Here is a 26,073-nt window from a genome sequence, read left to right on the forward strand (position 1 = left end):
GTGCACCCTGGGTGCACCGCGGCGCACAAGGCGATCGATTTGCCGGAAACATGAGCAATATTGATGAGAAATTATCAGGTGTTTTGAGACCATAGGCCTGATATGCTGGGAAAAGATTCTCATTCGATCCCAGTATCGCCCACCATCTATATGACGAGCACAAAGACCAGTCCTTGGAGATCAAGAATAGGTCCTTGTGATCTTAAGTCTAGATCATGAGTTGCGTATGAGTGATCACTTAGTTCCCGGGCATCTGCGGGCCACCGCCCGCCGACCGGAGCCTATGCACAGAGCCAAATCCTGAAGCCTCCTGCGCCACGGCAGCGTCCACGAAGCCTTCGGCATACCCTTCCCGCTTGGCCATGAACTCGACAACCTGCACGACCGTGGCCTCCAGCGCCGTGATCCGCTCCTCCTGGCTGGCCACGATCCCAGCGAGCTTGGCGACGCCCTCCACGGAAGCCTGGAGCGTGCCCAGGAACCCGCCGAAGATCAGAATGATCCCGGTAGCGCTGGTCGGGATCATGACGAAGATGTAGCGCTGGGCCAGACCTCCCTGCTGTGTCCACCAGATCGCAGTCACGATGCCGAGGACCGCAAAGCTCCAATTCCTGCACCGAAAGAAGTTCCGGCTCACCGTTGTTCACGTCTCCCCCGCCAGCGCGACATAGGCTAGGCCGCATCTGACCTATTCGATGTAGTTGATGTGGATGTTGGTAGACATCTCTGCGCCCCGCGCGAGCGCGGCGGACGGCAGCCCAAGAGGATGCGCTCCTATCCATGGCGGCGGCGGTGCTTCCCGCGACCACGCCGAGCAGATGAGCGCGGCTACAGTGAACGTGAATCCGGCATCGCTGCGAGCCGCCTGCCCTTGCCGACGGGTCCCACCCAGGCGGATCACTTCGCGAGGAGGCTCTTCATGCCCTCGCCACGCTCATCGGGCGCCCACAGGTCGGCTTGTGCATGATTTCGGCTGTTCGTGCCCAGCCGAGTAGCGAACGTAGCGAGCAGGACTATTGCCATTACAGCGAACGCGTCACGTTTGTCTGACAGCGCCCAGCCGTGACCCGGACAAAATAAAGACGTGTCACGGAAGCCGATCGTGAAGGTTGTGTCTTTGGTGTCTTTGCGTAGGTTAAGCCGGCCGGTCTGGTAGACGACCTGGTAGCGGCTGGGTCCTGGATCGGGCAGCGTGTAGGCGATCGGCGCCGCGGCCAGTGCGCAGACAAGTGACCAGTTCACGTTTCAGCGCGCCCCGGCCCTGGCCGCGTAGCTGGGCGTGGATCCGCGGCACGGCATAGGTGCCGCCCGAGGCGGCATGCTCGGCCCCGATTTCGGCCAGCATCTGCGCCTCGTCGGCCTGCTGGCTGGCACGGGCCTGGGTTCCGGCCAGCCACTTGTAGTACGCCGACCGGTGCACCCCGAGGACCTGACACAGCCGTTGCATACCGAATTCGTTGCGGTGCATGGAGATGAAGACCGAACGGCAGGCCTTCACTTCATCTCCTTGGCGAAAAACTGGGCAGCCTTACGCAAAATCTCTTGTTCCAGTTGCCACTCCCGCTCGGCTTTGCGCAGCCGGGCCAGTTCGGCCCGCTCGTCGGCGTTGAGCCCGCCGGCCACACCGGTCAGCGAGTCGGCCTCGGCGGCGGCCCTGATCCACTGCCGCAGGGTCTCGTGGTTGATCCCGATCCGGTTGGCGATCGCCTTCACGCTGGAACGATCCGACGCGCGGTACAACGCCACCGCGTCGGCTCTGAACTCGTCGGAATACTTCGATGGACGTCCCACCTGGACATTCCCTTCCTGTACCAACAGATCCAAGTTTCAGGGTGTCCACCCCGCGGGTCAAATCTCATGATATGGGCCGTAGGGGCGTGGCTGGATGCCGCTGATCCGCGGTTCGATCACGCCGAGCTTGACCTTGCCGCTACGTCAACGTTTCTACTGGAGGCATGCGGATCAGCGAACTGGCCGACCTCGTCGGGGTCACCACCCGAACCGTGCGGCACTACCACCATCTCGGCCTGCTGCCCGAGCCGCCGCGGCAGCCCAACGGCTACCGCGAGTACCGGCTGCGGGACGCCGTCGCGCTGGCGCGCATCAGGCGGCTGACCGAGCTGGGCCTGTCGCTGGACGAGATCCGCGACGTGCTCGCTGACGACCAGGGCCGAGAGCTGCGTGACGTGCTGCTGGAGCTCGACGGTGACCTGGCGCGGCAGCAGGAGGCGATCGCCATGCGGCGGGCACGGCTCGCCGCGCTGCTGTCCGAGGCGGAGCCGCACCCGGATTCCATGGTGTCGACAGAGCTGGCTGCGGTGCTGCGTGACCTGCCCGCGGGCGGCTCGCCGCTGGCCCGGCTCGACCGGCAATTGCTCACGTTGCTCGACAGCCGCATGGACCCTGCCGAACGGCCCCAGGTGATGGCGATGCTGGGCTCGATGGCCACACCCGAGGCGCTGGCCCGAGGACAACGGCTCTACGCACGGCTGGACGAGTTGGCCGGCGCGGGCACCCACGACCCGCGGATCGCGCCGCTGGCGCACGACATCGCCGCCCATATCCCGCCCCAGATAGCCGCCGGCGTGGCCGAGGCGCTCGCCGACGCCGACGGCGGTACCGGGCAGTGGATGGCCTTGCTGGCGCACGAGGTGTCCCCGGCGCAGGCCGAGGCGCTGCGCCTGGCGATAACCAAGCTGAGGGAGGGGCGATGAGCCTGAAGCTGGCCCGGGTCGCGCTGTTCACGGTCATCCCCGCCGAGCTGCTGCTGGTGGTGCTGCTCGTCGCGGGCGTGCGGCCGCCCGCGCCGGTCCTGGTCGCCGTCGAGATGGCGGTGCTCGGGGTGGCGCTGTTCGAGGCCGTCGTCGCCTATCGGATGTTCCGCGCGCTGCGCAGCGACGGCGCGCCCAGCGGGGCCGCGCTGCGCGGTGTGGTCGAGCGGATGGTGCCGCGGCAGGTACGTCAGCTGGTGGGCTTCGAGATCCGCGCGATGCCCAGCTTCGTGTGGTGGATCGGGCGCCGCAGGCACGGCGTGCCGCCCGGGGCGGTACCGGTGTCCTACGCCAAGGCGCAGACACCGACGATGCTCGCGTTCGTGGCGGTCTTGGTGCTGGAGACGATCGGCATGGAGGTGCTGTTGCGGGCGATCGGGGCGCCGCTGGGGGTGCGGATCGTCGTCCTGGTGCTCGACGGGTACACAATCGTGCTCCTGCTGGCGATCATCGCGGCCTGCGTGACCCGTCCGCATGTCATCTCCGGCGCCGAAGTGCGGCTGCGTTACGGCGTCTTCTTCGATCTGCGCATCCCACGGGAGCGGATCGTGGCGGTCCGGCCGGTACGTAATTACAACGAGCAGCGCACGATCGATGTGGACGATGCCCAACTCGCGATCGCGGTCGGCTCGCAAACCAACCTGCTCATCGAGCTCGACCGGCCAGTCACGGCAATGCGCCCGCTTGGCGCCACCGCGCGGGTGCGCACGATCCGCTTCTTCGCCGACGACCCAGATACGGCGCATCGCGCACTGCGGGAGCCGTCACCGGCCCCCGGCGGCCTGACGGTCACTCCTTGACGGCGCCGGCCATAGAGCACCCCTGATGAAGAAACGCTGCAGCCGGGTGAGTGCGATGATCAGTCCGAACAGGGGTGAACCGAGTGTCACCACCCCCGGCCTGACCACAGGAAGCTGGACCCCGAAACCCTGCTAAACAATCACCACCCGAAGCTCCAATCCCCACCAAACCAGTAGGGCTTGGCTCCCGAAACCTTACTCGGCTGGTACCGACTTACGTTGCTAGGAACACATGCTCAACGGCCTCATCTCCTCACGGGACACCCCAACCGTCATCGACGCCTTCTGCCAACTCAAGGCCCGCGGCCACGAGCTCGACCCGGTCGCTGTGTACGAGTTCGCGCTGCATTCCGGAGCCGACGGTGACGAGGCGTTGCTGATGCACGAGATCGCCACAAAGCTGCGCGCGGGGCACAACTACCGACGTAGAGGGCGTGTCGAGGCCGACAGGGTTCGCCACTGGGAGCAACAGGCGGCGGAGTTCAGGATACCCACATAAGGCAGGCCATCGTGGGAGGGCCAGGTTTGGTCGTCTCTTCGAGTGGTTGACGCAGCAGGCTGCGAGATCGGACCCCACCGTCATGAGACTGTGGCCGGGAGTGTCAGAGGATCTTCGTGTTCGCGTTTCACCCGGGCGCCGGAAGCTGCGGAAACGCTTGGCAGGGCGCGGCGCTTACTGGTGCGCCGATAGGCCCTACCCCGGCCACCCCATCGGCCAGCCTCAGCATCGCAGCCATCTACACCCTTGACTGTGCCGCCAAGCTGAAGACGCCCTCGGCCCGGCCGGGACAGTCCCACGCCGCCAAACCACTCGCTCCCCACCCATCGCCTGCCGGACCCTGAATCCAGATACCAACTGGCAGCACCGATCCAACCGCAGCGCGACCGCTGCCAGTCCGGACAACATGAAGGGATCCCGAGCCATGAGGAAACTCACCCCGACCTTCGCGGCAGCCGTCGCCGCCGTTATCTTGGCGGCTGGCACAGCTTCTGCTGCCCCACAACCGACCACGACAAGCCACGGCGCCAACACCACAGCCGAAACCCAAATGACCGCGGGTAACGGCGAGCAGAAACCCATCCAGCTTTATGCGAGTGTCGACGCCTCTGTCATGGCCCCCGGTGGCTTGACGTTCACGTGGGGTCCCGGCTTCCAAATCAGAGCAGGTGAATGCCGTTGGCTAAACCTGCAAACATTCCCCTTCGGCGCCGGGCACCCGGTCACAGTCTCCGTGGCAGAAGTCGTCAACGGCAGCGAGCAATTCTTCCGGAGACTGCACATCTACGGTGTGATTGTGTGGGGCGCTCCGGGTGGCGCCGGGGTTTCGGTTTGGGTGTGCAGCGACGCCTCTCCCGCTCCTGCCACCCCCTTCGTCACACTCAACGTGCACTACGTCTGGGGCTAGCGAAGATACCGAGACCGTGGGCACGCACCGCTGCCCACGGAAGCCAACCGCACCAGCACCACTGACCTCTCGGCTACAGCGACATCACGACTAGTAGGGTCGGCCAACAGAAAGAACAACCGCACAAGAGATCGCGTCGCGCAGCTACGCGATCTCTTGTGCGGTCACGGTTGCCCAACCGAGCGGCGCAACGACAGAAGATCGCGTTGCACGGTTGCACTGATCGCGATCCGGTGCAGCCCGCGAGGTGATGGAAGCTGGGACCTCTGTGCAGACGGTGACAGAGCGCCGACAGGTACCAGCGGACCGAGTCGCGCCTGGACGGTGAACGGGCCGATTGCGGCAGACCAAACTGGTGCGTAACTTGCGCTGCGTGGAAAGATGCCGCGATGACCTCTGCGATCATGCCCCGGCAGCGTCCCGCGTTCGGCCCCACCGGCCGAGAAGCGACCATCACCTTGATCACGTTCGCCGACGAAGACGTACTCGCAGCCGCACTGAGCAACATCATTCCGCAGACCGCTCCATCGCCGCGCTTGACCTTCGCATGCGCCAATACACTCCCCGGGCTGCATACCGCATTGGATGTCCACCTGGCCCGATCTGCGGTGCAGCGGTGACCTTCGGGCCTGGTGACGACTCGGTTTCATGCGATGCCGCGGCAACGTCCATGAGGCAGGCTTCGGCTGCCCAAGCCGGCCGGTCGCCGAGTCTTTGTTCAGCAGCCAGTCAACGTTGCTCCATGCCCCGCCGCTGGTCCTGATATCCCTTCGGTTGCGGTCGACGTCCACATCGGACACAACTCAATCCGCATACTTGGGGAACACTCATTCCTATAAATTGGCCTATGACGATAAAGCGTCCTGTCGACGCGAACGGCCGAGGTCTGTGTCGGTTGCGGGTGAAAGTGAGCCGCACGGGTTAGGGCACTCGCGGTCATGATGCGCGACCCAACGCGCCAAGGACTCACCAACGGCGCCGACGTGTGCCAGAACATCGCCGCCACACTAACCCCTTCCTGACTTTGCCAATCACTGCCGCGTCCACTAAAGCCGGATCCAGTCACCGCCAGAACCCATCCGCCTCGAATCCGGCAGCATGGGCGGCCATACCGTCCCAGACATCAGCACGCCAGCGGGTCACGCCGTGTTGGTAGCGGTGTTGCCGTCAACGTCCTCATCGCTGTGATTGATGGGTTCCCCGGTGCCGGCGGGTGCTGTCAACAGCAGGACGCTGCCGATGGCTGCGGCAAGGACGGAGGCTGCCAGGATGGCCACCTTAGCCAGGCTGGTCAGGCCAGGGTCGACGTAGGCCAGGTCGGTGATGAACAGCGACACGGTGAAGCCGATCCCACCGAGGGCGGCCACGCCGAGGATCTCGCGGGGATGCATGTCGGCCGGCAGCGTGCCCCAACGCCGCCAGCGCAGCAGATGGGCCACCGCTCCGATACCGACAATCTTGCCGATCACCAGGCCGGCGATGATCGCCCACACCAGCGGCTGCCGCAGGGCGTCACCGATCACGCCGCCGCGCAGGTCGACCCCGGCGTTGGCCAGCGCGAAGACCGGGATCACGAGAAAGGCGCTGACCGGATGCAGCGCGTGTTCCAGCTCGCCGAGCACAGCGCGGCCGTTGACGGGACGGGCCGGGGTGAGCAGGCCCAGCGCCACGCCGGCCAGGGTGGCATGAACACCCGATTCCAGCATGGCGAACCACACCATGACCCCGACCGGCAGGTAGCTCCACGGCGAGTTGACACCGAACCGGCGCAGGACCACGACCGCCAGCAGCCCGGCCACCGCACCGCCCAACCACCACAGGCTGATGGTGCTGGTGTAGAACAAGGCGATGACACCGATCGCCAGGATGTCATCGACGATGGCGATGCTCAGCAGAAACAGTTTCGCCCCGACCGAGGCGTGCCGCCCCAGCAAGGTCAAAATACCGACCGCGAAGGCGATATCGGTGGCCATCGGGATACCCCAGCCCCGCAGCGCGGCACCAGAACCCACCATCGCCACAAAAATCAGCGCCGGGATCACCACGCCACCCACGGCTGCAGCTGCCGGCAGCAACGCCGCTCGCCGGTCACGCAACTCGCCGACGGTCAGCTCACGCTTGATCTCCAGCCCGATGACGAAAAAGAAGACGGCCATCAGGCCGTCGTTCACCCAGTGCCGCAAGTCATGCGACACCACCATGCTGCCGCCACCAAGCGTAATCTTCTGCTGCCAGAACTGTACATACCCGTCAGCGGCAGGGCTGTTGGCCCATACCAGGGCGGCCACCGCAGCGGCGATCAAGACCACCCCGCCGGAGGTTTCGGCCCGCAGAAAATCCCGTAGTGGTGCCGTGGCTGCCACCGCCATCCGCCTGACCGGACTCTTCACGATCCACAACCCTACCGGCGTGAGCACCTCCGTCCGGCAGGCAGGGCCCGGCGATCCACCCAGACGAACACCTACTGGCCCAGCCGGACACCGCACACCTGCACATGCTTGTACCCGCGTCCCATCGGCCAGGAAGATTCATGACCCGCCGCACGATTTGGGTTCAGGTGCCTGGCGGTGGTGGCGCGGTTACATGCCTGGGCGGGGAGCAGGGTAGGACGGCGGCGGGCGGCGACGTCTTCGATCCACCCCACCGCCATGACGATCAGCGTGAGGGCGACCGTTGCTATGGCGACCACGGCGATGGCCCCACCCGGCCGGGTGACGGCGATGTACAGACCGGACAGCAGCAGCCCGCTGCCGTACAGCGCAGGCAGATGCCACAGATAGATGGTGATCGCGCGGGCGTTGATCCCGGTGACCAGCCGCCGTAGCCGGGGCATGCGGTCCAGCCAGGCCAGGGTGGGTGCACGCGCATGAGGACGACCACATATGCGGTGCGGTGCCCCACAATAGTTCGGCCAACGGATCAGCGAACATCCACGGGATGGCGGGGTCGGCCTGGCGCTCATATCCCCAGACAGCTGCGCACCCGGCCAGCCAGACACCTACTACCAGATAGAACCGGACGTGCAGCGGTCCAGCAGCTCGGTGGGACGGGCGAAACCCAGAAGCCAGATGGTTCGTACGCGCACTTCTGGAATATGATTCGGAGACCGAGGACAATTCTGATTGTGTTGAACGTGTGGGTCTAGCGCACGTTGATCGGCGCGACGAAGGCCAGGCGGTCGGCTTCACTTTGAGACGGAAGCGAATTCCCGTCGCCGACATACTCAATTCTGCCGAAGGAACCCCATTCCCCGGTCTGTTGCGGAGGATTTCCCGACGTAACCCGCGATGAATGGGATGCTGTACCGCGCCTTGCCACGCTGATTTTCACCGCAATTTAACGGCGGGTCTGAGAACAGGGCGATTGCATAGCGGTGAGCGGTGGCCCTCGCAGGGATTCTTCAGGAGCGGGACCTGTACCGTTCCAAAACCCGTCGCCTATGTCGTGAGTTGGGATTCCTCGGCCGGGGCTCAACGCGCCGAACCGGTGCACTACCCGCGCCATCAGGTCATCTAGATCATTCGTCCACCCGGCCGGGTCGGCGAATTGTGGTGAGCGGGCGCGACGTAACGCGTCCGGCGCATATTCCCTCCGGCCGAGCTGCCCGCAAGGGCGGTGTTGCCCGGCCGTTCCATCGAGGCGCTGCAACACGCATTCGCCGATCAGCATCAACACCAAAGCCCACCCGCGCCACCGCCAGCTGGGACCCGCAGCTACAGGAGGCACTGCTTCGGCCTGGTGTAAGAGTGCATGAAGAACTCGTTCTCGCCGATCTCCTCGCTGATCTGGCCCACCCGCCGACGCACTGATGCGCTACGCCGCATTTCTCGTGCGGCTCACGGCGGATCTTTGGCCGAACACGTGCGCCAGCGGCCCGTATGGCACGTTCGTCATCGTCGGGACCGCCGCCCTCGTGACCGTTGTATGGCCGCAGTTCGATCGACTTCGGGCCGGCCAGCTCACGGCGTCCCGGTGGGTCGCCAGGTAATGGCCGATCTCCTTGTGCCGCATGGTATCGGTGATACGGACTGGGCCACCTCGCCGGAAAACAGGCCACGGCGCAAGCTCTCGACTCCGAAAAGGCGTTCGCCGCATTGGAAACCAGTGTGTGCTCCGCGTCTTCGGCGCCACATCGGCAACGCCTCGCACCGGCCGCCGAACACGATGAAAGTGCCGGGCCCACGTCTGGCGTGATCGTTCAAGACGGCCGGATCGCGACGGCAGTAGCCTTCCCCCGACAGATCAGGGCGGAGAGGAGGGATTGTGGGCGAGTTCGCCAGCGCGATCCTTGTCTCGGTGGTCCAGCGCGCGCTGGCCGAGGAGGGCATCGTGGTCCCGGTGCTAGCGGCTACGTCTGATGGCGCGCTGCTGCCGCTGGACACCAAGCGCCGCCTGCTGGCCGAGGTGGCGCGAGACCACGGACTGCTGCCGCTGCTGCGCGTCGGCGGGTACCTGCCGAAGCTGCCACCGGATCCGGCCGTCTCGGCGCTCACCGCGGCCAGGGATCCGCAGGACCTGTTCGAACGGTGGCGGCGGCTGGAGCGCTTCACTCACTCACGTCACCGGGTCGTGCTTCACGAGCTGGGCGCGAACCACGTCGTGGCCGAGCATGCCGGGCCGCCCGGGTCACCGCCCGAGCCCGCCGAGGACGCGCTGATCCTCGGTTTACTGACGGCGCTGCTGCAGGCGATCGGCGCGCGCGGGGTCACGGTGGCGCTTGACCCACGCCGTGCACCGGTCGTATTCGAAGACGGTGTCTTCGTAGCTCCACCAGCGGGCTGCGCCACTGCCATCTGGCACCTGACATGGTCGTCGCTCGCACCCGCTGGCACCACAGCCGACGCCGTCGCGGACACCGATCCAGTCGGGCAGGCAAGGCAACTGCTCGCCGGCGACCTCGCTCGCCGCTGGACGCTACCGGGCCTGGCAGCCGAGCTCGGGACATCGCCGCGCAGCCTGCAACGCCGGCTGCGCGGCGACGGCGGCTTCAGCGCGCTGCTGGCCGGCGCGCGTGCCCACCGCGCCGGCGAACTGCTCATGCGCGCCGAGCCTTCGCTCGGCGTCGTGGGATTCGCGTCCGGGTATGCCGACCAGCCGCACTTCACCCGGGAATTCAAACGCCGCACTGCCATGACACCCGCGGCTTACCGGTCGTCATTTCTCCTCCCGCCAGACGCGCAAAGGGCAAAGATATGAACCTCGCCAACAACACGATCCTGGTCACCGGCGCAACGCGTGGTATCGGCCGGGAACTGACCCGACAGCTGATCGCCCACGGTGCCCGGGTGGTCGCCGTCGCAAGGGACCGTGACCGCCTCGCAGCGCTGACGCACGAGCACGGCGACCACATCTCCGGCTGGGTGGTCGACCTCACCGACCCGCAAGCGGTCGACGGATTCGTCAGCCGGGTCATCGAACGCCATCCCGGCCTTTCGGTGGTGATAAACAATGCCGGAGTGCAGACGCTGACCGACTTTTTTGATGAGCAGCCGCAGGCTCTGCAGCCAGTGCTGCGCCGCGAGGTGGCGGTCAATCTCGACGCGGTGATCGCGCTGTCCACCTGCATGCTGCCGCATCTACGCCGGCAGCCTTCCGCCGCGATCGTGAACATCACCACCGGTCTGGCGCTGGCGCCCAAGCGCTCGGCGCCGGTCTATTGCGCCACCAAAGCCGGCGTACGCGCCTTCACCCGCGCGCTTCGCTACCAATGCCGCCACAGTGCCCCGCATATTCGAGTGCTCGAGGTGGTCATGGCCCTTGTCGACACGGATATGACGCACGGCCGTGGGCGCGGCAAAATCAGCGCGAGCGCAGCCGCGACGGCGGTGATCGACGGCCTCGGACGCGGCCGCGACGAGATCTACGTCGGCAAGGTGAAGCTCTTGCGCACGCTCATGCGGCTCTCGCCCGCGCTGGGCTACCGCATTCTGCGCGACAGCTGAATATCCCGCTCTCCTTGTCGATTGTCAGGGCCAACAGTCGCCGGAAACTTTGCCACAACCGTGAAAACCGTCGGTGGCCGACTCTATGCGGACATGGCCGCGGTGGGCGGCGACGACCGCGGCCATGCTCGAAGGCATCGATCTGGCCGTGCCGCAGGGCAGCTTCGTCGCGCCGGTGCAGCGCCGCGCAGAGTCCGGCTGAAAAAGGCTCGTCCCGGTCGCGGGCCGGTACCCACGGCGGGGCAGGGAACCGTATCCCGCGCCGATTCTGGCTGATCCGTGCGGCCACGGAGGAGGGCAGGGTCGAGCCGTGGCCATCCTCGCCGCCACATTGACCGCCACGGTGATGGTGGCCACGCGGCTCTACACCGGATCACTGCTGCAAACCGGCGCCCGTGTCCGCCTGCGCCGTGCCTGGACCGGAGCCGAAACCCCACTGGCCTCAAGCGAGCGCCGATCGGTGTAACGGCTGGGCGCCTACCCGAGACGACACACATACAAGGTGTCGTTATCGACGAAGGAGTCCATCCCATGTCCCTGTCCCGTCGCACCCGTTACGGTGTCGTCCTCGGTGTGCTGGCCACCATCCTGCTCCCCACGAGTTCGGTACAAGCGTCGGCCGACTGCATCGAGGTGTTCGGCGAATATGTCGAGCGCCCGGTGGTCGGGCCCGACTGCGATTCCCCGGTGGGATTGTGCATCGCCGCCGTCTACCGCGGGGGTGTCAAGGGCGACGCCCACGCGCGAGCCACTTCCATCGTGTCCACTTCGGACAGTACGGCCACGTCGGTGCAGTTGTTCACGTCGGATTCCACCATCGCCGGCAGCGTGGCAGGGCGGCCCGGAACGCTGATCGTCAAGAACGCGGGTGCGTTCGCCTCGGCCGGTGACGGCTCGATCGTCGACCTGCAGACCATCGTCGGCGGCACGGGCCGGCTTGCCGGGGCCAGCGGCACGCTGCGGGCCCAGGGCACGTTCGTGTTTCCAGACGGTGGCCGATCGCGCTACACCGGCACCGTCTGCCTGAAGTCATAACCCATCCCCAAACTGGAGAGAGTGTGTTTCTCATGAAGCGTTTCCTGTTGGCGCTGGGCATGACCACCGCTGTCGTGCTGCCCCTCCTCGCCGCGCCGGCGGCCGCCACGCCGCCGAGCCGATACACCGTTCACCGCGAAGGGACTCTTACGTTCCTCGCCTGTGAAGCCTTCGTCGTCGTCGACGACTTCGTGTTCGACACGACCTATACGCGGTTCTTCGACAATGACGGCGACCCGATCGCCCTTCTGGCCGAGGTCGAAGGCAGCGATACGTTCACCAACAGCGCATCCGGAACGACGTACACCGGCAGGGTGAGGCTCGCCCAACGCTTCGACCTGCGAACCGGCCAGGTAAGCGTGCACGGCATCGTCTATCAGCTGACGATCCCGGGCTACGGCTCCGTGCTGCTCGACGTCGGCCGGCTGGTGTTCGACGGGAGCGGCGAGGTCGTGTTCGAGGCCGGACCACACCAGATCTTCGACGGCACGCTGGACGTGGCGCGGTTCTGCGAGGCGATGGCTTGACACCGCTGATGATCGAGGGTGGGCAGGTGTGTGCGCCTGCTCACCCTCGCTGTGCGATGACACGCGCTAGAGTGCGCAGCGTGTCTTCCGTCGATGCCGCTGCCACAGGCGACGCCTTGCCCTCCGATGTGGACATCGTCGCACGGCTGCGCGCCCGCGACGAGGCCATGTTCGCGACGCTGATCGACCGGTGGTCGCCGGGCATGCTGCGCGCCGCGCGGGCGTTCGTTTCCGATGAGCACGCTGCGCAGGACGTGGTCCAGGAGACGTGGCTCGGCGTGGTCCGCGGCATCGACGGCTTCCAGGCGCGCGCGTCGCTGCGCACCTGGGTCTACCGCATCCTGATCAACCGCGCCAAGACCCGCGGCGTGCGTGACGCTCGGGTGGTTCCGGTCAGCAGCCTGGTCACGGCCGACGAGGACCTCGGGCCCACGGTCGATCCGGAGAGGTTCCGTGGCCCCGACGACCCGCACCCCGGCCATTGGCGCGTCCACCCGGCCGCGTGGCCGTCGCCGGAGGACGGCGCGGTGGCCCGTGAAACCCGCCGCCGCCTGACGGCCGCGCTGGCCGAACTGCCTGCCCGGCAACGTATAGTGGTCACCTTGCGCGATGTCGAGGGATACACCGGCGAAGAGGTTTGCGAGCTGCTCAACCTGACTGCGGCCAACCAACGGGTGCTGCTGCATCGCGGCCGCGCCGCGTTGCGCGCCGCGCTGGAAACGTATCTGACGAGTGGAGCGTTGGCATGAACTGCGACGAGTTCGTCGAACTGGTCACGGCCTATCTCGAAGGCGCGCTCGACGAGGCGACGGCGCAACGGTTTGTGGCCCACCTCGCCGAGTGCGGCGGCTGCGACCGGTACCTCGACCAGATGCAGCGCACGATCGGCGAGCTGGGCCACCTCACTGCCGAGAGTCTCACGCCCGAGGCCCGGGACCGGTTGCTGTCGGTCTTCCGGGACTGGAACGGTTAGCTCACCCGTTGGCGCCGGGCATGCGCAGGTGATGGTGGCGGCGCAGGTACCCACGGATGCCCGGCAGCGGCCGCTGCGCGGTCAGGCGCAGCCCGAGCTTCGCCGCCAGTTCGTCGTTGCCCGGCTCCAGCAGGCAGCTCCCCATCCGGGAAAATCACCGTCGGGATGGTCCGGCCACCGTTCTGCAGGCGCTGCACGAACTCCAGCCCCGCCGGGTCGGCCTCGATGTCCACCCATTCGTACGGGATCCGGTGCTCGGCCAGAAACTTCTTGCTGCGCTGGCAATCCGGGCACCATGGCGCCCCATAAACGGCCAACTTGTCGTCTCCATGCGTGCGTGCATGTACCGTCACCGAAATCCGCCAGACGTTACACCTATGCAGATCGGTGTGCTCGTCGTCAGGTTGGCAACACGACTCCCAGGAGTCGTTCGTTCGGCACGCCCACCGAAGTATGCGCCTGGACGAACCTCCACACGCCGTCCCGCCGATGGGCGACAGCGGTGAACCGGACCGGAATCTCCACCCCATCCGGTAGGCGAAATCGCGGATCGTCCGCGATCCAGCCGACCGAGCCCTCCTGGTACGCCCTTATATCGCCGGGGACGATCGTCACCGCGCCGCCGCTGGCGGCCAACTGTTGCCTCCAAATCTGCCTCAGACTGTCGCCTTCGTAGCGCTCGGCCGGGTCGGTGCCGAAGGCGAACACGACATCGCTCGTCGACAGGTGCGCCTCCACAAACGGCACATCCCCGGTGCAGAGAGCTTCCCAGTACGCCAACATGAGCTCGCGCAGCCCGGATGACGCTTCCATGCTCGTTCCCTTCTTCGGTTGGTCCAGCGGGCGGGTGCTATAGCGCGACGATGCCCTCGCCGCTGCGACCGCCCGAACGTGGCAGGCCGGTCACCACCTGTCGTAGGCCGGCGCCGACTGGGAGGCGAGCGGGTCTGCCGGAGCACCCTGCTGAACCGCTCCGCGGCCGCCCCGTCGGGTACAGCATTGTCATGCCTTCCTCCCGAACCTGTGTGGATCTCGTATCGTCATGCGACGCGATGACTTCCAGTCACACCTCGGCCCGGTTCGTTACAGGGAACCATCTGAACGTTGAAGATTTGGATGTACCACTACGGGTTCGCCTGAGCCGGCGCTCGTACAGGTTCGGGGGCGGGTGCGGGTCACGTCCTGATGCGCCGTGGGCGGGCGGTGGACGACGCTTTCCTCATGAGACGAGCAAGCAATCGACTGGTGGCAGGTGTCTTGTTGCTGCCGCTGGCATTCGTGATCGGCCCGGGATCGGCGTCGGCCAAGCCTCCGCTGGGCGAGGCCGCACCGCGGGCGGCACGGCTCATTGTGCGGGCAGCCCGGCCAGGCGGGCACGCAGCGAGTCGGCAAGCGCGGGCTTGAACCTTTCGCACGCGGCAAGGGCTTCGGTCCACGTCTGCCGGGCCAGGTGCGGCAGTCCCAGCGCCAGCTGCACATCGCCGAGATCGATCAGCGCGATCGCCTCGTGGTACCCATCGCCTATCTCGCGGTAGATGCGCACGGCCTTGCCAAACAGCTCGACCGCGGTGTCGGTCTCTCCCCGGCGGTGGTGCGCAAAGCCGATGCTGTGCAGGGTGTTGGCCTCGCCGAGCTGATGGCCGATGTCTTTGTGCAGGTCAAGGGCTTCCCGACAGAGGGCGATGGCCTGGTCGGGTTCGTCGAGCAGCGCGTGCATGTATCCAGCCGAGTTCAGGGCGTTGGCCTGCCCGAGGGCGTGCCCCGCGGCACGGTAGGCGGTCAGGGCCTCATGGCAGTGTTCGATCGCGTCGCGGAACCGCCCGGCCAGCTCCATGGCCTGCGCCAGGTTGACCCGTGCGTGTGCCGCGTTGACCCGGTCTCCGAGCGCCGTGAACAGGCCCAGCGCCTCGGTGAGGTGCCCCTGCGCCTGCACGTGATCGGCGAGGCTGATGCTGGCCCGGCCGAGCGAGCGCAGTGCGGCGGCCTGCCCGGCGGTGTCGCCGTCGGTGCGCGCCAGCCGGAGTGCGGTGCCCTGGGTGGAGATCCAGTCGTCGGTGTGGCTGCGACGTTCCAGATAGCTCGCCATGGACCAGGCGAGGTGCTGGCATACGGTACCGGACCGGTGCGCAGCGGCATGGTCGACTGCGGCGAGCAGCACGTGATGCTCGGCGGCGAACCAGGCCAGCGCATCGTCCACAGTGGATAGTGGCTCGGCGGTGACGCCGGGCGCGGGGCCGGGCAGGTCGAGCGGGTCGCGCCGGGGGTAGAGCAGCCTGTCCGCGCAGTACGCGGTGTGCAGGTAGTGGTCGAGGATCCGGGCCCGCACGGCGTGCTGCTCGGCCTGGTCGACGCCAAGCCTGGCCTGCTCCTGCGCGTATGCCGACAGCAGGTCGTGGGACGAGTACCGGCCGGGACTGTCCTGGTTGAGCAGGCGGGCACGGGTCAGTTCGGTCAGCTGCCGGCGCACCTCCGGCAGTGGCTGCCCGGCCAGGCTTGCCGCCGCCGGCACGGAGATGTCCGGGCCGGGATGCAATCCCAGCAGCCGGAACAGGTGCGCCGCCGCACTGGGCAGGCGCTGAAACGACCACGAGAACACGGCCCGCATCTGGGTGTACGGGTCTCCGCCATCGACCGCGTCGAGCCGGCGGCGGCTGTCGGCGAGTTCGGCCGCGAACGTCGAGATCGGAAACGTGGGCACGGCGGCGGCGCGGGCCGCGATGATGGCCAGCGCCAGCGGCAGGTGCGCGCAGTGGCGGATCAGGGCGGCGACGGCCTCGGGTTCGGCGCGCAGCCGGTCGGCGCCGAGCCTGATCGCGAGCATGTCATGCGCCTCCTGCCCGCTGAGCCGGTCGAGCCCGACCACCCGCCCGCCCTCGGCCACGATCAGCCCCGTGAGCTGGTGCCTGCTGGTCACGAGGACCAGGGCGGGCCCGTTGCCGGGCAGCAGCGGCCGCACCTGTTCGGCGTCGTAGGCGTTGTCGAGCACGATGAGCACGCGCCGCCCGTTGACCAGGCTGCGGTACAGGTTGAGCTGGGTGTCGAAGCCGTTGGGGATCTGCCCGGCGGGCACACCCAGCCCGTCGAGGAATCCCCGCAGCGCGTCGGCCGGGCTCACCGGGCTGTGGGTGTGGTCGAATCCGCGCAGGTTGACAAACAGCTGGCCGTCGGGGAATTGGGATGCCAGCTCATGGGCGACGCTGACCGCGAGCGCCGTCTTGCCGACGCCACCCGCGCCTTCGACGGCGGCGATCACCACGTGGCCCGCGCGAGCATCGGCGGCCAGCGCCATCAGCACATCACGCTGGGCCGTGCGGCCGACGAAGTGGCGCACGGCGGTGGGCAGCTGGCGCGGCCCGGACGGGAGCGCCGTCCCGCCCATCGCCGGCGCGTCCCGCAGGATTTCGGCGTGCAACTCGCGCAGCTGTGGGCTGGGATCGAGGCCGAGTTCGCCGGCGAGGACCTCGCGCAGCCGGTCGTACTCAGCGAGGGCCTCAGGCTGCCGGCCGGCCCGGTGCAGTGCCCGCATCAGCGTGCCGATGAGGCCTTCCCGCATCGGATGGCTGCCGACCAGCTCCTTCAGCTCGCCGATGACCCGCTGCGCATGGCCGAGGCGCAGCTCGAGGTCGAGGCACTCCTCCAGGGCGATGAGCCGCTGCTCATTGAGCCGGGCGGCGCCGGCCTCGAACGAGCGGCCGTGCATACCGCTGAGCGCCTGCCCGCGCCACAGTGCGAGCCCTTGCCGCAGCGTGGCGACGGCCTCCTCCACGTGACCGGCGGCGGCGAGCCCGTGGGCCGAAGCCGTCAGACCGCCGAAGACGGTGGCATCGATGGTGTCGGGCGGCACGCGAAGGCTGTACCCGCTCGGGTCGGTAACAAGCACGGACCCGCCGCGTTCATCGTCCGGCAGGCGCTGGCGCAGCACGGAGAGGCAGTTTTGCAACTGCCGGTCGGCGGTCGCGGGTGGATGGTCGTCCCAGACGGCGTCGATGAGTTGGTCACGACCGACCGTGTGGTTATGGCTGAGCAGGAGCATGGCGAGGATGCGCAGGTGGCGCGGCTCGAAAGGAAGCGGCGCGCCGATCGGGTCGAACGCGCGCACAGGCCCCAGGAGCTGATATTTCACGTTCCCCCCGATGTGGCGTCGATGAAGCACCGATGAGTTTTCCGTGAGTCACCACCGCCATTGTCAACGCCATGCAGACCATAGTCGACGCCATTGTGGACGGTCCGCCGCAAACGGGCACACTGACCATCCTCGATTCGGCCGGCGAGCCCACCGCCCGGTTGGACTGGCCGGGCGTGTACGAACTGGCGCGCCGGATGTCCACCGTGCTGGCCAGGCACGGCCTCGGGCCGGGCGGCCGGATCGGCCTGTTCGGTGAGAGCGGCATCGGGCTGGTCACCGCCATCCAGGCGACCTGGCTCACCGGCGGGGCGGTGACGGTCCTGCCCCAGCCGGGCCGGGCCAACCGGCAGTCGCATGTGGACTCCCTGCTCGCCGTGGCGGCCGATGCCCGGTTCGGGCTCGTGCTGGTCGATGACGGCACCAGTCTGGCCGCCGAGGCGCTGCGCGGCACGACGCGCGTGCTCACCTTCGCCGACCTCGTCGGGCAGGCCGCATGCGCGCCGCCCGCGCCGCTGCGCCGGCCGGGCCCCGATGAGCTGGCCGTGGTCCAGTACACCAGCGGGTCCACGCGCACGCCCCAACCGGTACCGGTAGCGCATGAAAATCTCCTGGCGAACCTTCGGGCGACGGCCGCGGCGGTGGGAGTGCGACCGGACATCCGCTGGCTGAGCTGGCTGCCGCTGTACCACGACATGGGACTCATCGGCTTCTGCTGCCTGCCGATGATGCTGGGGCAGGATCTGTTCCTCCAGCCGCCCTTGGCTTTCGCGCTCCGGCCGGGCAGCTGGCCGCGCGCACTGGCACGATACCGGGCCACCCACTCCGGCGCGCCGAACTTCGCCTATCAGGTGCTGACCTCGGTGCTGGCCGACGCGCCGCCCTACGACCTGTCGTGCGTGCGCTATCTGGTGTCCGGTGGGGAGCCGGTCGCCGTACCGGCTATGGCAGCTCTGGCGCAGGCAGGCCAGCGGCACAGGCTGGACCCGAAAGCGTTCGTCGCCGCCTACGGGCTTGCGGAGGCCACCTTGACCGTTGCCATGTCTCCATCTGGTACCGGATTGGCCGTCGACCCGGTGGACCAGACCGAACTGGAGAACAAGGGCGTCGCGCGACCCGGCGACAAACCGCTGGCGCGCATGCGGATCGTGCCGACCGCGTCCGTGCGCGTCGTCGACAGGCACACCGGCCAAACCCTTGCCCCGCGCAGGGTCGGCGCCATCGAGGTGTCCGGCCCGTCGGTGCCGGGCGGCGGCCCGCTGCGCACCGGCGACCTCGGCTATCTCGTCGACGATGACCTCGTCGTGTGCGGCCGTGAGAAGGACGTGCTGTTCGCCGCCGGGCGCAACGTCTACCCGCACGACATCGAGGCCATCGCCGCGCAGGTGCCGGGCGTCGGTGCGGTGGCGGCATTCGGAGTGCCCGGCCCGCGCGGCGACAGGCTCTTCGTCGCCCTCGAAACCACCCCGGCCACGCCCACCGATTTGCCGGAGCTGGTCCGATCGTGCGTCGCCGACGAGGCGGGCATGACCCCCACCGTGATCACCGTCCGCAAGGGCGGGCTGCCCCGCACGTCGTCGGGCAAACTGCGCCGCCACCTGATGCCCACCCTGTTCGCCGCAGCCGCAACCCAAGGAGCCCTCCAATGACGACAGTCACGCCCGACCGGCGCGAAGCCGATCGCAGGGAGCTCGCCGACCTGCTGGAGCAGGAAATCGACCAGCTGCGCGACCACACCACGCTCACCGAGCGGCTCGGCCTGGACAGCCTGGCCATGATGCGCGTCCACGCGTGGCTGGAGGCCCGCGGCGTCCAGGTCGAAGCCCACCCCCGCACGGTCGGTGATCTGCTCGCCCTGCTCGAACGGCCGGTGGCCACGAAGCTGCGGGTGTACGCGCCGGACGGCTCACCGCTGGGACCGTCCGATGACGACGACGGGCCGCGCGACCCGCTGATCCCGATCCTGCACACCAAACATTTACGCCTCACCGTCGTCGAACCCGACGACATGTCGTTCCTGTACATGCTGGCCGCCCACCCCGAGACGGGCTTCCGCTGGCGCTACCGCGGATCGCCCCCACCGCCGGACCGCTTCGCCGCCGACCTGTGGACACAGGTGCTGGTGCAGTTCGTGGTCCGGCGGGTCGACAACAACCAGCCCGTCGGCCTCGTCGTCTCCTACGCGGCCGACCTCAGCCTGCGCCACGCGTACCTCGGCGCACTGTTCCACCACCGGCACACGGGCAGCGGGCTGGCCGCGCAAGCGGTCTCGCTGTTCGTCGACTACCTGTTCCAGACCTTCCCGCTGCGCAAGCTCTACCTCGAGGTGCCCGGATTCAACTGGCCCCAGCTGCAAAGCGGTCAGGGGCGGATGTTCCAGGTCGAGGGAGTCTTCCGCGATCACGACTACTACCACGGCAGGTACTGGGACAAGTACGTCTGCGCCATCTATCCCACCAGCACCACCCAAGGAATGGAGAACAACCATGCGTAAGACCCTCACCGCACTCGCCGGTATCACCACGGTCCTCGCCGGAGCGCCCGCCGCCGCACAGGCCGCGCAGGCAACACCGGCCGGCACCGACGGCGTGACAGCGCAGAGCATCGGGCAGGCGGTGGTCGACGCCGCCTACGCCGAGTTCAACAGCGACCGCAACATCACCGAGGCCGCGGCCGGCGGTGCCAACTGCAACTTCTACACCAACCACTGGGGCCTGGGCTCCCAGTCCACCTGCCGCAGCGGCTACCGCAGCCAGGAGTGGTGCGCCGACTTCGCCAAGTTCGTCTGGAAGAACGCCGGCGTGCGCGACTGGTCGCAGACCACCGCGGCGGCCAACAGCTTCTACCGGTACGGCGTCAACCACGGCACCTGGCACGCCGGCACGTCCGGCATCCGGCCCGGCGACGCGGTGGTCTGGGACCACGACCAGAACCCGGCCAACGGGGGCTCGGGTCACGTCGCCATCGTGGTCCACGCCGACGGCAGCGACATCCGGGTCATCTCCGGGAACTTCGGTGGCCAGATCACCAAGCACCAGCTGCGCAACGGCTGGAGGGACGCGAACATCATGGGCTACACCCGCCCGCTCGCCTGACACACCGGTCCACGGCCGGGGCGGCCATCCACCGATGGCCGCCCCGGCCGCATAGAGTTGAAGCCGACCCACCTGAATAGATCAGCGGCGCTTGGTCAACCTGTGCGCCAGTGCCTTCAACCGCTCGCGGTTATGCGGCTTGGCCAGCTCCCGCCTTGCCTGGTCGATCACGCGCTGGCCGGCTGGGCTGCGCAGGAGCTGCCTTATTCGCTGGGTAACGTTCGCCATGGTTATGTTTACCCTGCATCAGCCGCGGCTAAGCAGGCCGCGAAGGTGTTGACGTTGCTACCGTCGCGCACCTTGACCGGTTGGCTGCTCACGCCGGTCACCTGGGTTCTGTCGCTGATCTTGTGCTGGCGGGCGCGCGTGGCACCTGGGCGCTACGTCGGGTCGGTGACCAGCGTGTTTGCCGGGATTCGGCAACATCGGCGGCGCATAGTTGTCTGGGTGCCGCCCTAGAACGCACGCAGGGAGAAGACGAATGCTGTATGGCATGACCAGCGATATCGCCGTCCTGGCCGAAGACCTGACGAAGTTCTACGGCGCACAGCGCGGCATCGAAAACCTCAACCTCGACGTGAAAGTGGGCGAGGTGATGGGATTCCTGGGCCCGAACGGGGCCGGCAAGACCACCACCATCCGCCTGCTGCTCGACTTTCTGCGCCCCACCCGCGGCCACGCCCGCATCCTCGGGCTCGACCCGCGCCGCGACAAGGCCGTGCTGCACCGCCAGATCGGCTACCTGCCCGGAGAACTCGCCTTCCCAGGACGCGAAACCGCCAAAGACCTGCTGCGGTTTTTCGGTGACGCCCGCGGCGGTGTCGCCTGGAGCACGGTGACCTCGCTGGCCGAACGCCTCGACCTGGACCTGTCCCGCCGGGTGCGGGCCATGTCGAAAGGCAACAAGCAGAAGGTCGGCCTGGTGCAGGCGTTCATGCATCAGCCCGCGCTGCTGATCCTTGACGAACCCACCAGTGGCCTGGACCCGCTGATGCAGCAGGAGTTCCTGGCCATGGTGCGTGATGCCCGCGACAACGGGCAAACCGTGTTCATGTCCTCGCACGTGCTGGCCGAGGTGCAATCGACCGCCGACCGGGTCGCCATCGTCCGCAACGGGCAGCTCGCCGCCGTTGAGAAGGTCGAATCCCTGGGCCGCAGAGCGGTGCGCAGCGTCGAAATCCACTTCGGCGACCCCGTCAGCCGCGCGGAGTTCACCGGCCTGCCCGGCGTGTCCAATGTGGAAGTCGCCGGCCCGGTGCTGCGCTGTACCGTCGACGGCCGGCTCGACCCGCTGATCAAGGCGGCCGCCCTGCACGAGGTGATCGACCTGTTGTCGGCCGAACCCGACCTCGAGGAGACGTTCCTGTCCTACTACTACCACTCGGAAGGAGCGACCGATGCTACTGCCGCCGCTGGTGCGTAAAACGTCGCGCGACGACCGCCGCGCCGTCATCGGCTGGACGGCCGGGGTCGCCGCGTTCACCACCATCTACACCGGCTTCTACAGCCAGTTCCAGGGCGCGGCCGAGCTCAAGCAAAACGCGCTGCCGCAAGGGATGCTCGACTTCCTGGGCATCGCCGACATGCTCTCGCCCGCCGGGTACCTGCAAGCAACGGTCTTTTCTCTCATCGGTCCGCTGTTGGTGCTGATGTGTGCGGTGACGTTGTCCGCACGCACCATCGCCCGGCCCGAGGAAGACGGCGGCATGGAACTCCTGCTGGCCAACCCGTTGTCGCGTAAGGCATTCGCGACACAGCGTCTCACGGCGGCGGCCGTGGCGGTCACCGTCGTGGCGGCGATGCCGTGGATCCTGCTGAGCATCCTGGTACCGGCGATCGCCATGGACGTCCCACTGTCCAATGTGGCCGCTGCCTGCGTCGGGCTCATCGCGCTGGCATGGTGCTTCACCGGGATCGCGTTCCTGGTGGGAGCCGTCAGCGGCAAACGCGGCAACGTGCTTGCCATCACGGGGGTGCTCGCCGTCGCGACCTACATGGCCAACGCGCTGTCCAACATGTCCGAGGGCTTGGGATGGCTCAAGTGGCTCTCGCCGTTTTATTACTTCATCGGTACCGATCCCCTGCACACCGGCTGGCACCCCGGTCATCTGCTGCTGTTGGCCGGAATCGGGGTGGCCACAGCGATCGCTGGGATCATCCTGTTCGACCGGCGTGACGTCGGCGTCTGACCCACACACCGGTGGCCGCCGCCCGCCTGCGGCGGCCACCCCGCGCCAAGGAAGACGCCATGACCGTGCCTGACCCGCAATCGCTTACCACGCAATGCACAGCGCTGCTGCACATGCCGCAAGGAACCGAACGCCACCGGCAAGCCACCACACTGGGCCACCAGGTCGCCGACAGCACCCACGACATCGACGACCTCGTCAGCGCCGTGCTCCGCGCCGCCGCCGACACCTGGACCAACCGCGCACCACACCCGGGCGAGACCGCAGCCGCCGTACACGCCCACGCCGCAGACCTCATCACCGCCACCGGCGACGTGCTCGACGCCGCCATCGCCGGATTCCACAACCGCATCCGAAGCGAACTGTCCGATCACGACAGCCAGCGCGCCGAATTCGTCAACGACCTGCTCACCGGCCGCGCCGACCCCGGCCACCTCGCCGAACGCGCCCAGCGCTACGGAATCCGCCTCTCCGGCACCCATGTGGTCACCGTCGCGGCAGGCGCCGGGCTCACCGAAACCATCGTCCGCGACGTCGACAGCCTGCTGGCGGCACGATACGGATCCGGCAACACCCTGACCACCTGGCGCGACCGGCAACTGGTCTGCATCAGCACCGGCGGCCTGCGCGGCCTGCCCGCCGAACTGGCCCACCATCTGCTCACCCGGCTCGGCGCCGGCACCTGGCAGATCGGCGTCGGCCGCCCGCATCCCGGCCTCAACGGCATCGCGAGCTCCCTCACCGAAGCACGCAACACCCTCGACCTCGCCGCCAAACTCGGCTTCACCGCCCCGGTCCTGCACGCCGCAGACCTGCTCGTATTCCCCGTCCTGCTGCGAGACCGCGACGCCATCACCGACCTGGTCACCACCGTTCTCGGCCCGCTGCAGCAGGCCCGCGGCGGAGCCCAGCCATACCTGGACACCCTCACCGTCCTGTTCGACAACCAGGGCAACCAGACGGCCACCGCCCGCCAGCTGCACCTGTCCGTACGCGCCATCACCTACCGCCTCGACCGTATCCACGCCCTCACCGGATACCACCCCGGCGAACCCACCCAACGCTTCACCCTGCACGCCGCCGTCCTGGGCGCACGACTACTCGGCTGGCCCACCAAATAGACGCCACCTCTGTCCCACTCGTTCGGTGTCCCGTGCGGTGATCGCGGTGATCGCCCGCGCGCCGCCGCTGGCCGGCCGGACACCTCCACATCGGAGGTTGTGGCACAGACGGGCGCCGCACCGCTACCGGGTGAGCCGCAGGCCGACAGCGGGTCGGCCAGCGCGCGACCGCTTGGCAGGAAAGCAGCAAGCGTCCGGCCGTGCTGACCCGCGCCGCGATGGCGCCGCTGCCGACGCTGGGGATCGTGCTGGCCGTGGGCATCTGGCTGATCGCCGGAGGCGCGATGACCCCGGCCGGCCTGATCGGCGCGCTCATCCTGGCCACGCTCCCGGCTCGAGTCGATCCATCCGCTGATGTTCCTGTCGCACTACGTCAACGAGTCCAAGGCCGGTGCCGCCCGCATCGCCGAACTGCTCGCCATCGACCCTCTGCCCGAGCCGCAACAGCCGCGCCTGCCCGCCGACGGGTCCATCCGGCCGTCCACATGCGACAGACGAGCAGGTGCAGGCGGCCGCCAAAGCCGCGCAGGCACACGATTCATCGTCGGTGAACTGCCGCACGGATATGACACCCGCGTCGGCGAACGCGGGGCGCTGCTGTCGGGCGGGCAACGGCAACGCGTCACCATCGCCCGCGCCGCGCTGTCGGATGCCCGCATCATCGTGCTCGACGAGGCCACCGCGTTCGCAGACCCGGAAAACGAGGCCGCCATCCAGGATGCCATCGCCGCACTGACCCGCGGCCGCACCGTGGTCGTCATCGCGCACCGACTGTCCAGTGTGGTCGATGCGGATCAGGTTGTGGTGCTCGACGGCGGACGCGTGGCCGAACGCGGTACCCACCAGAAGCTTTTGGAAAACGGCGGACGATATGCGGCGCTGTGGGCCAACCACGAACGCGCCCGCGCCTGGGGAATCGGAGCTGCGCGATGAAACGGATCCTGCACCTGGTGATGCTGTCGGCCGGCCGGTACCGCCGCGAATACCGGCGCACGCTCATCGCGCTCGGGTTGGCGTCGATCGCACAGGCCGCCGCCTACGCCACCCTGATCCCGCTGCTGTACGAGCTCACCCGGCCACAGGTCGACGCCGCGACGGCCTGGCGCTGGCTGGCCGTGTTCGTCGCCTGCTACCTGGTCGAGCTCGCGCTGCGGTTGTATGAGCTGCGTTTCCAGTACGGCTCCTGGGCGGGCGTGCTGGCCGACGTGCGGCTGCGCCTGGGCGAGAGCCTGCGCACCATGCCGCAGGCCGAACTCGCGCGGCGCGCCTCCGACGATTTTCTTTCGGGTACCGGCCGGGAGAACGCGTGCTGCACGAGGTCACCTTCACCGCACCCGAACGTAGCCTGACCGCGCTTGTCGGCCCGTCCGGCTCGGGCAAGACCACCATCACCCGGCTGCTGGCCCGCCACGCCGACCCGGACTCCGGCACCGTCCGCATTGGAGGGACCGATCTGCGCGACGTCGCCCCGGCCGGGATCTACCGGCACATCGCCGTGGTCTTCCAGGACGTTTATCTGTTCGACGACACCATCCGCGCCAACATCGCCATGGCCCGCCCCGACGCGACGGACGCGGAAATCGAGGCTGCCGCATGGGCGGCCAACGTGCACGACTTCGTCTCGCGGCTGCCCGACGGGTACGACACCCGCGTCGGTGAGATCGGCGCGGCGCTGTCCGGCGGCGAACGGCAGCGCATCTCCATCGCCCGCGCCATCCTCAAAGACGCGCCCATCGTCCTGCTCGACGAACCCACCGCCGCACCACCTCAAACCGGATTCCTACTCCAACCGGATGGTCCGCGAGGCCGACCCCGACAGCTATCCAGCCCTGACCGAAGCCATGCACGGCATCGGCACCGGCCCACACGGCGACTGGTTCACCGAAAACCTCCACCGCCTGCTCGACGGTCTCCTGCTCGCCCGCCGGATACCGGCCTAGACATCGGCAACCACGACGTCCATCGAACGCGCTCCACCGCGCCACTCCTCGCCTCGCCGATGAATGGACGCCCCGCCCAAGGCAGAGCACGGGCGGGGCGCGGTTGCCACTGACTCTTACAGCGAACCGACTCCCAGCCTCTCGTAGATGA

Annotated in this window: 30 protein-coding genes and 1 pseudogene; 22 read left to right on the forward strand and 9 right to left on the reverse strand. The window is 67.8% G+C overall.

Translation table 11 applies throughout. From position 1 onward, the window contains the following. Positions 1-238: 238 nt before the first annotated feature. The 3 genes from DM816_RS16260 to DM816_RS16270 form a co-directional block, all read right to left on the reverse strand. Positions 239-583 carry a hypothetical protein gene (locus DM816_RS16260; protein ID WP_162907526.1) on the reverse strand — a complete coding sequence of 115 codons (345 nt, stop codon included), beginning with the start codon at positions 581-583 and terminating at the stop codon, positions 239-241. 552 nt (positions 584-1,135) lie between these two features. Next, positions 1,136-1,498 (reverse strand): hypothetical protein, encoded by a 363-nt coding sequence (locus DM816_RS16265; protein WP_117211084.1) that lies wholly within the window; start codon positions 1,496-1,498, stop codon positions 1,136-1,138. After that, entirely contained in the window at positions 1,495-1,791 is a 297-nt protein-coding gene (locus tag DM816_RS16270; RefSeq protein WP_162907527.1) for a transposase, read from the reverse strand. The genes DM816_RS16265 and DM816_RS16270 overlap by 4 nt, the downstream gene beginning before the upstream one ends. A gap of 164 nt (positions 1,792-1,955) precedes the next feature. On the opposite strand from DM816_RS16270, the gene DM816_RS16275 reads away from it, so the two are divergent. From DM816_RS16275 to DM816_RS16295, 5 genes are all read left to right on the forward strand, one after another. Beyond that, the gene (locus tag DM816_RS16275; protein WP_117211086.1) at positions 1,956-2,714 is read left to right on the forward strand and encodes a MerR family transcriptional regulator; all 759 of its coding nucleotides are present in this window, start codon (positions 1,956-1,958) and stop codon (positions 2,712-2,714) included. Further along, positions 2,711-3,571 carry a hypothetical protein gene (locus DM816_RS16280; protein WP_117211087.1) on the forward strand — a complete coding sequence of 287 codons (861 nt, stop codon included), beginning with the start codon at positions 2,711-2,713 and terminating at the stop codon, positions 3,569-3,571. Before DM816_RS16275 ends, DM816_RS16280 begins: the two co-directional genes overlap by 4 nt. Before the next feature lie 232 nt (positions 3,572-3,803). After that, the gene (locus DM816_RS16285; protein WP_117211088.1) at positions 3,804-4,070 is read left to right on the forward strand and encodes a hypothetical protein; all 267 of its coding nucleotides are present in this window, start codon (positions 3,804-3,806) and stop codon (positions 4,068-4,070) included. 424 nt (positions 4,071-4,494) lie between these two features. After that, positions 4,495-4,977: a hypothetical protein gene (locus tag DM816_RS16290; RefSeq protein WP_162907528.1), complete on the forward strand. Its 483-nt coding sequence runs from the start codon at positions 4,495-4,497 to the stop codon at positions 4,975-4,977. 389 nt (positions 4,978-5,366) lie between these two features. After that, the gene (locus tag DM816_RS16295; protein WP_117211090.1) at positions 5,367-5,597 is read left to right on the forward strand and encodes a hypothetical protein; all 231 of its coding nucleotides are present in this window, start codon (positions 5,367-5,369) and stop codon (positions 5,595-5,597) included. 519 nt (positions 5,598-6,116) lie between these two features. Here DM816_RS16295 and nhaA read toward each other — a convergent pair. Continuing rightward, positions 6,117-7,367, reverse strand: coding sequence for a Na+/H+ antiporter NhaA (nhaA, locus tag DM816_RS16300; RefSeq protein WP_211588728.1), 1,251 nt, complete (start codon positions 7,365-7,367; stop codon positions 6,117-6,119). Positions 7,368-7,438: 71 nt separating this feature from the next. After that, complete coding sequence (locus DM816_RS16305; protein ID WP_117211092.1) at positions 7,439-7,810, reverse strand: hypothetical protein; 372 nt, start codon at positions 7,808-7,810, stop codon at positions 7,439-7,441. Between the two features lie 718 nt (positions 7,811-8,528). Here DM816_RS16305 and DM816_RS45810 point away from each other — a divergent pair. The 8 genes from DM816_RS45810 (at position 8,529) to DM816_RS16345 (ending at position 13,454) form a co-directional block, all read left to right on the forward strand. Then, positions 8,529-8,786: a DUF2399 domain-containing protein gene (locus DM816_RS45810; RefSeq protein ID WP_211588729.1), complete on the forward strand. Its 258-nt coding sequence runs from the start codon at positions 8,529-8,531 to the stop codon at positions 8,784-8,786. 454 nt (positions 8,787-9,240) lie between these two features. Beyond that, complete coding sequence (locus DM816_RS16320; protein WP_117211095.1) at positions 9,241-10,173, forward strand: helix-turn-helix transcriptional regulator; 933 nt, start codon at positions 9,241-9,243, stop codon at positions 10,171-10,173. After that, positions 10,170-10,919, forward strand: a complete 750-nt coding sequence (locus tag DM816_RS16325) for an SDR family oxidoreductase (RefSeq protein ID WP_117211096.1) — start codon at positions 10,170-10,172, stop codon at positions 10,917-10,919. The genes DM816_RS16320 and DM816_RS16325 overlap by 4 nt, the downstream gene beginning before the upstream one ends. 310 nt (positions 10,920-11,229) lie before the next feature. Beyond that, positions 11,230-11,385 carry a hypothetical protein gene (locus DM816_RS42600; protein ID WP_162907529.1) on the forward strand — a complete coding sequence of 52 codons (156 nt, stop codon included), beginning with the start codon at positions 11,230-11,232 and terminating at the stop codon, positions 11,383-11,385. 65 nt (positions 11,386-11,450) lie between these two features. Beyond that, the gene (locus DM816_RS16330) at positions 11,451-11,954 is read left to right on the forward strand and encodes a DUF3224 domain-containing protein (RefSeq protein ID WP_117211097.1); all 504 of its coding nucleotides are present in this window, start codon (positions 11,451-11,453) and stop codon (positions 11,952-11,954) included. Positions 11,955-11,986: 32 nt separating this feature from the next. Further along, complete coding sequence (locus tag DM816_RS16335) at positions 11,987-12,481, forward strand: hypothetical protein (RefSeq protein WP_117211098.1); 495 nt, start codon at positions 11,987-11,989, stop codon at positions 12,479-12,481. Positions 12,482-12,561: 80 nt separating this feature from the next. Beyond that, a complete protein-coding gene (locus tag DM816_RS16340) occupies positions 12,562-13,230 on the forward strand; it encodes an RNA polymerase sigma factor (protein ID WP_246001984.1) in 669 nt (222 codons plus the stop codon). Then, the gene (locus tag DM816_RS16345; protein ID WP_117211100.1) at positions 13,227-13,454 is read left to right on the forward strand and encodes an anti-sigma factor family protein; all 228 of its coding nucleotides are present in this window, start codon (positions 13,227-13,229) and stop codon (positions 13,452-13,454) included. The genes DM816_RS16340 and DM816_RS16345 overlap by 4 nt, the downstream gene beginning before the upstream one ends. Before the next feature lies 1 nt (position 13,455). On the opposite strand, the gene DM816_RS44510 is transcribed toward DM816_RS16345, so the two are convergent. The 4 genes and pseudogenes from DM816_RS44510 to DM816_RS16360 all read right to left on the reverse strand — a co-directional run bounded on the left by DM816_RS44510 (position 13,456) and on the right by DM816_RS16360 (position 17,577). Continuing rightward, a complete protein-coding gene (locus DM816_RS44510) occupies positions 13,456-13,599 on the reverse strand; it encodes a hypothetical protein (RefSeq protein WP_246001985.1) in 144 nt (47 codons plus the stop codon). Between the two features lie 55 nt (positions 13,600-13,654). Beyond that, positions 13,655-13,807: pseudogene (locus DM816_RS45515) on the reverse strand (glutaredoxin family protein); the annotation flags it as partial. A 46-nt stretch (positions 13,808-13,853) separates the two neighbouring features. Beyond that, positions 13,854-14,267, reverse strand: a complete 414-nt coding sequence (locus tag DM816_RS43790) for a nuclear transport factor 2 family protein (protein WP_117211101.1) — start codon at positions 14,265-14,267, stop codon at positions 13,854-13,856. A 532-nt stretch (positions 14,268-14,799) separates the two neighbouring features. Next, positions 14,800-17,577 (reverse strand): AfsR/SARP family transcriptional regulator, encoded by a 2,778-nt coding sequence (locus DM816_RS16360; RefSeq protein WP_162907530.1) that lies wholly within the window; start codon positions 17,575-17,577, stop codon positions 14,800-14,802. A gap of 71 nt (positions 17,578-17,648) precedes the next feature. Between DM816_RS16360 and DM816_RS16365 the strand changes: the two genes are divergently transcribed. The 9 genes from DM816_RS16365 to DM816_RS45270 all read left to right on the forward strand — a co-directional run bounded on the left by DM816_RS16365 (position 17,649) and on the right by DM816_RS45270 (position 26,035). Then, entirely contained in the window at positions 17,649-19,226 is a 1,578-nt protein-coding gene (locus DM816_RS16365; protein WP_117211103.1) for an AMP-binding protein, read from the forward strand. Next, positions 19,223-20,071: a GNAT family N-acetyltransferase gene (locus DM816_RS16370; protein ID WP_117211104.1), complete on the forward strand. Its 849-nt coding sequence runs from the start codon at positions 19,223-19,225 to the stop codon at positions 20,069-20,071. Before DM816_RS16365 ends, DM816_RS16370 begins: the two co-directional genes overlap by 4 nt. After that, positions 20,064-20,672 (forward strand): CHAP domain-containing protein, encoded by a 609-nt coding sequence (locus DM816_RS16375; RefSeq protein ID WP_117211105.1) that lies wholly within the window; start codon positions 20,064-20,066, stop codon positions 20,670-20,672. Before DM816_RS16370 ends, DM816_RS16375 begins: the two co-directional genes overlap by 8 nt. Before the next feature lie 493 nt (positions 20,673-21,165). Continuing rightward, positions 21,166-22,095: an ABC transporter ATP-binding protein gene (locus DM816_RS16380; protein ID WP_246001986.1), complete on the forward strand. Its 930-nt coding sequence runs from the start codon at positions 21,166-21,168 to the stop codon at positions 22,093-22,095. Next, entirely contained in the window at positions 22,070-22,861 is a 792-nt protein-coding gene (locus tag DM816_RS16385; protein ID WP_117211107.1) for an ABC transporter permease subunit, read from the forward strand. Before DM816_RS16380 ends, DM816_RS16385 begins: the two co-directional genes overlap by 26 nt. Before the next feature lie 59 nt (positions 22,862-22,920). After that, the gene (locus DM816_RS16390) at positions 22,921-23,982 is read left to right on the forward strand and encodes a PucR family transcriptional regulator (protein WP_117211108.1); all 1,062 of its coding nucleotides are present in this window, start codon (positions 22,921-22,923) and stop codon (positions 23,980-23,982) included. Between the two features lie 354 nt (positions 23,983-24,336). After that, a complete protein-coding gene (locus DM816_RS16395) occupies positions 24,337-24,915 on the forward strand; it encodes an ATP-binding cassette domain-containing protein (RefSeq protein ID WP_342768712.1) in 579 nt (192 codons plus the stop codon). Further along, complete coding sequence (locus DM816_RS44515; protein WP_246001987.1) at positions 24,912-25,331, forward strand: ABC transporter ATP-binding protein; 420 nt, start codon at positions 24,912-24,914, stop codon at positions 25,329-25,331. The genes DM816_RS16395 and DM816_RS44515 overlap by 4 nt, the downstream gene beginning before the upstream one ends. Further along, on the forward strand, positions 25,289-26,035 hold the full coding sequence (locus DM816_RS45270; protein ID WP_281274334.1) for an ATP-binding cassette domain-containing protein: 747 nt from the start codon (positions 25,289-25,291) through the stop codon (positions 26,033-26,035). The genes DM816_RS44515 and DM816_RS45270 overlap by 43 nt, the downstream gene beginning before the upstream one ends. The last annotated feature ends 38 nt before the right edge of the window (positions 26,036-26,073 follow it).

It is taken from the genome of Allorhizocola rhizosphaerae (assembly GCF_003426775.1).
In the GTDB taxonomy this organism is placed as follows: Bacteria; Actinomycetota; Actinomycetes; order Mycobacteriales; family Micromonosporaceae; genus Allorhizocola; species Allorhizocola rhizosphaerae.

What these genes read in the sequence shown, in the direction of transcription:
- DM816_RS16275 (WP_117211086.1), top strand. Translation starts at nt 1,956, where the DNA reads ATGCGGATCAGCGAACTGGCCGACCTCGTCGGGGTCACCACCCGAACC.
- DM816_RS16280 (WP_117211087.1), top strand. Translation starts at nt 2,711, where the DNA reads ATGAGCCTGAAGCTGGCCCGGGTCGCGCTGTTCACGGTCATCCCCGCC.
- DM816_RS16285 (WP_117211088.1), top strand. Translation starts at nt 3,804, where the DNA reads ATGCTCAACGGCCTCATCTCCTCACGGGACACCCCAACCGTCATCGAC.
- DM816_RS16290 (WP_162907528.1), top strand. Translation starts at nt 4,495, where the DNA reads ATGAGGAAACTCACCCCGACCTTCGCGGCAGCCGTCGCCGCCGTTATC.
- DM816_RS16295 (WP_117211090.1), top strand. Translation starts at nt 5,367, where the DNA reads ATGACCTCTGCGATCATGCCCCGGCAGCGTCCCGCGTTCGGCCCCACC.
- DM816_RS16305 (WP_117211092.1), bottom strand. Translation starts at nt 7,810, where the DNA reads ATGCCCCGGCTACGGCGGCTGGTCACCGGGATCAACGCCCGCGCGATC.
- DM816_RS16325 (WP_117211096.1), top strand. Translation starts at nt 10,170, where the DNA reads ATGAACCTCGCCAACAACACGATCCTGGTCACCGGCGCAACGCGTGGT.
- DM816_RS16330 (WP_117211097.1), top strand. Translation starts at nt 11,451, where the DNA reads ATGTCCCTGTCCCGTCGCACCCGTTACGGTGTCGTCCTCGGTGTGCTG.
- DM816_RS16335 (WP_117211098.1), top strand. Translation starts at nt 11,987, where the DNA reads ATGAAGCGTTTCCTGTTGGCGCTGGGCATGACCACCGCTGTCGTGCTG.
- DM816_RS16345 (WP_117211100.1), top strand. Translation starts at nt 13,227, where the DNA reads ATGAACTGCGACGAGTTCGTCGAACTGGTCACGGCCTATCTCGAAGGC.
- DM816_RS44510 (WP_246001985.1), bottom strand. Translation starts at nt 13,599, where the DNA reads ATGGGGAGCTGCCTGCTGGAGCCGGGCAACGACGAACTGGCGGCGAAG.
- DM816_RS43790 (WP_117211101.1), bottom strand. Translation starts at nt 14,267, where the DNA reads ATGGAAGCGTCATCCGGGCTGCGCGAGCTCATGTTGGCGTACTGGGAA.
- DM816_RS16365 (WP_117211103.1), top strand. Translation starts at nt 17,649, where the DNA reads ATGCAGACCATAGTCGACGCCATTGTGGACGGTCCGCCGCAAACGGGC.
- DM816_RS16370 (WP_117211104.1), top strand. Translation starts at nt 19,223, where the DNA reads ATGACGACAGTCACGCCCGACCGGCGCGAAGCCGATCGCAGGGAGCTC.
- DM816_RS16375 (WP_117211105.1), top strand. Translation starts at nt 20,064, where the DNA reads ATGCGTAAGACCCTCACCGCACTCGCCGGTATCACCACGGTCCTCGCC.
- DM816_RS16380 (WP_246001986.1), top strand. Translation starts at nt 21,166, where the DNA reads ATGACCAGCGATATCGCCGTCCTGGCCGAAGACCTGACGAAGTTCTAC.
- DM816_RS16385 (WP_117211107.1), top strand. Translation starts at nt 22,070, where the DNA reads ATGCTACTGCCGCCGCTGGTGCGTAAAACGTCGCGCGACGACCGCCGC.
- DM816_RS16390 (WP_117211108.1), top strand. Translation starts at nt 22,921, where the DNA reads ATGACCGTGCCTGACCCGCAATCGCTTACCACGCAATGCACAGCGCTG.
- DM816_RS16395 (WP_342768712.1), top strand. Translation starts at nt 24,337, where the DNA reads ATGTTCCTGTCGCACTACGTCAACGAGTCCAAGGCCGGTGCCGCCCGC.
- DM816_RS44515 (WP_246001987.1), top strand. Translation starts at nt 24,912, where the DNA reads ATGAAACGGATCCTGCACCTGGTGATGCTGTCGGCCGGCCGGTACCGC.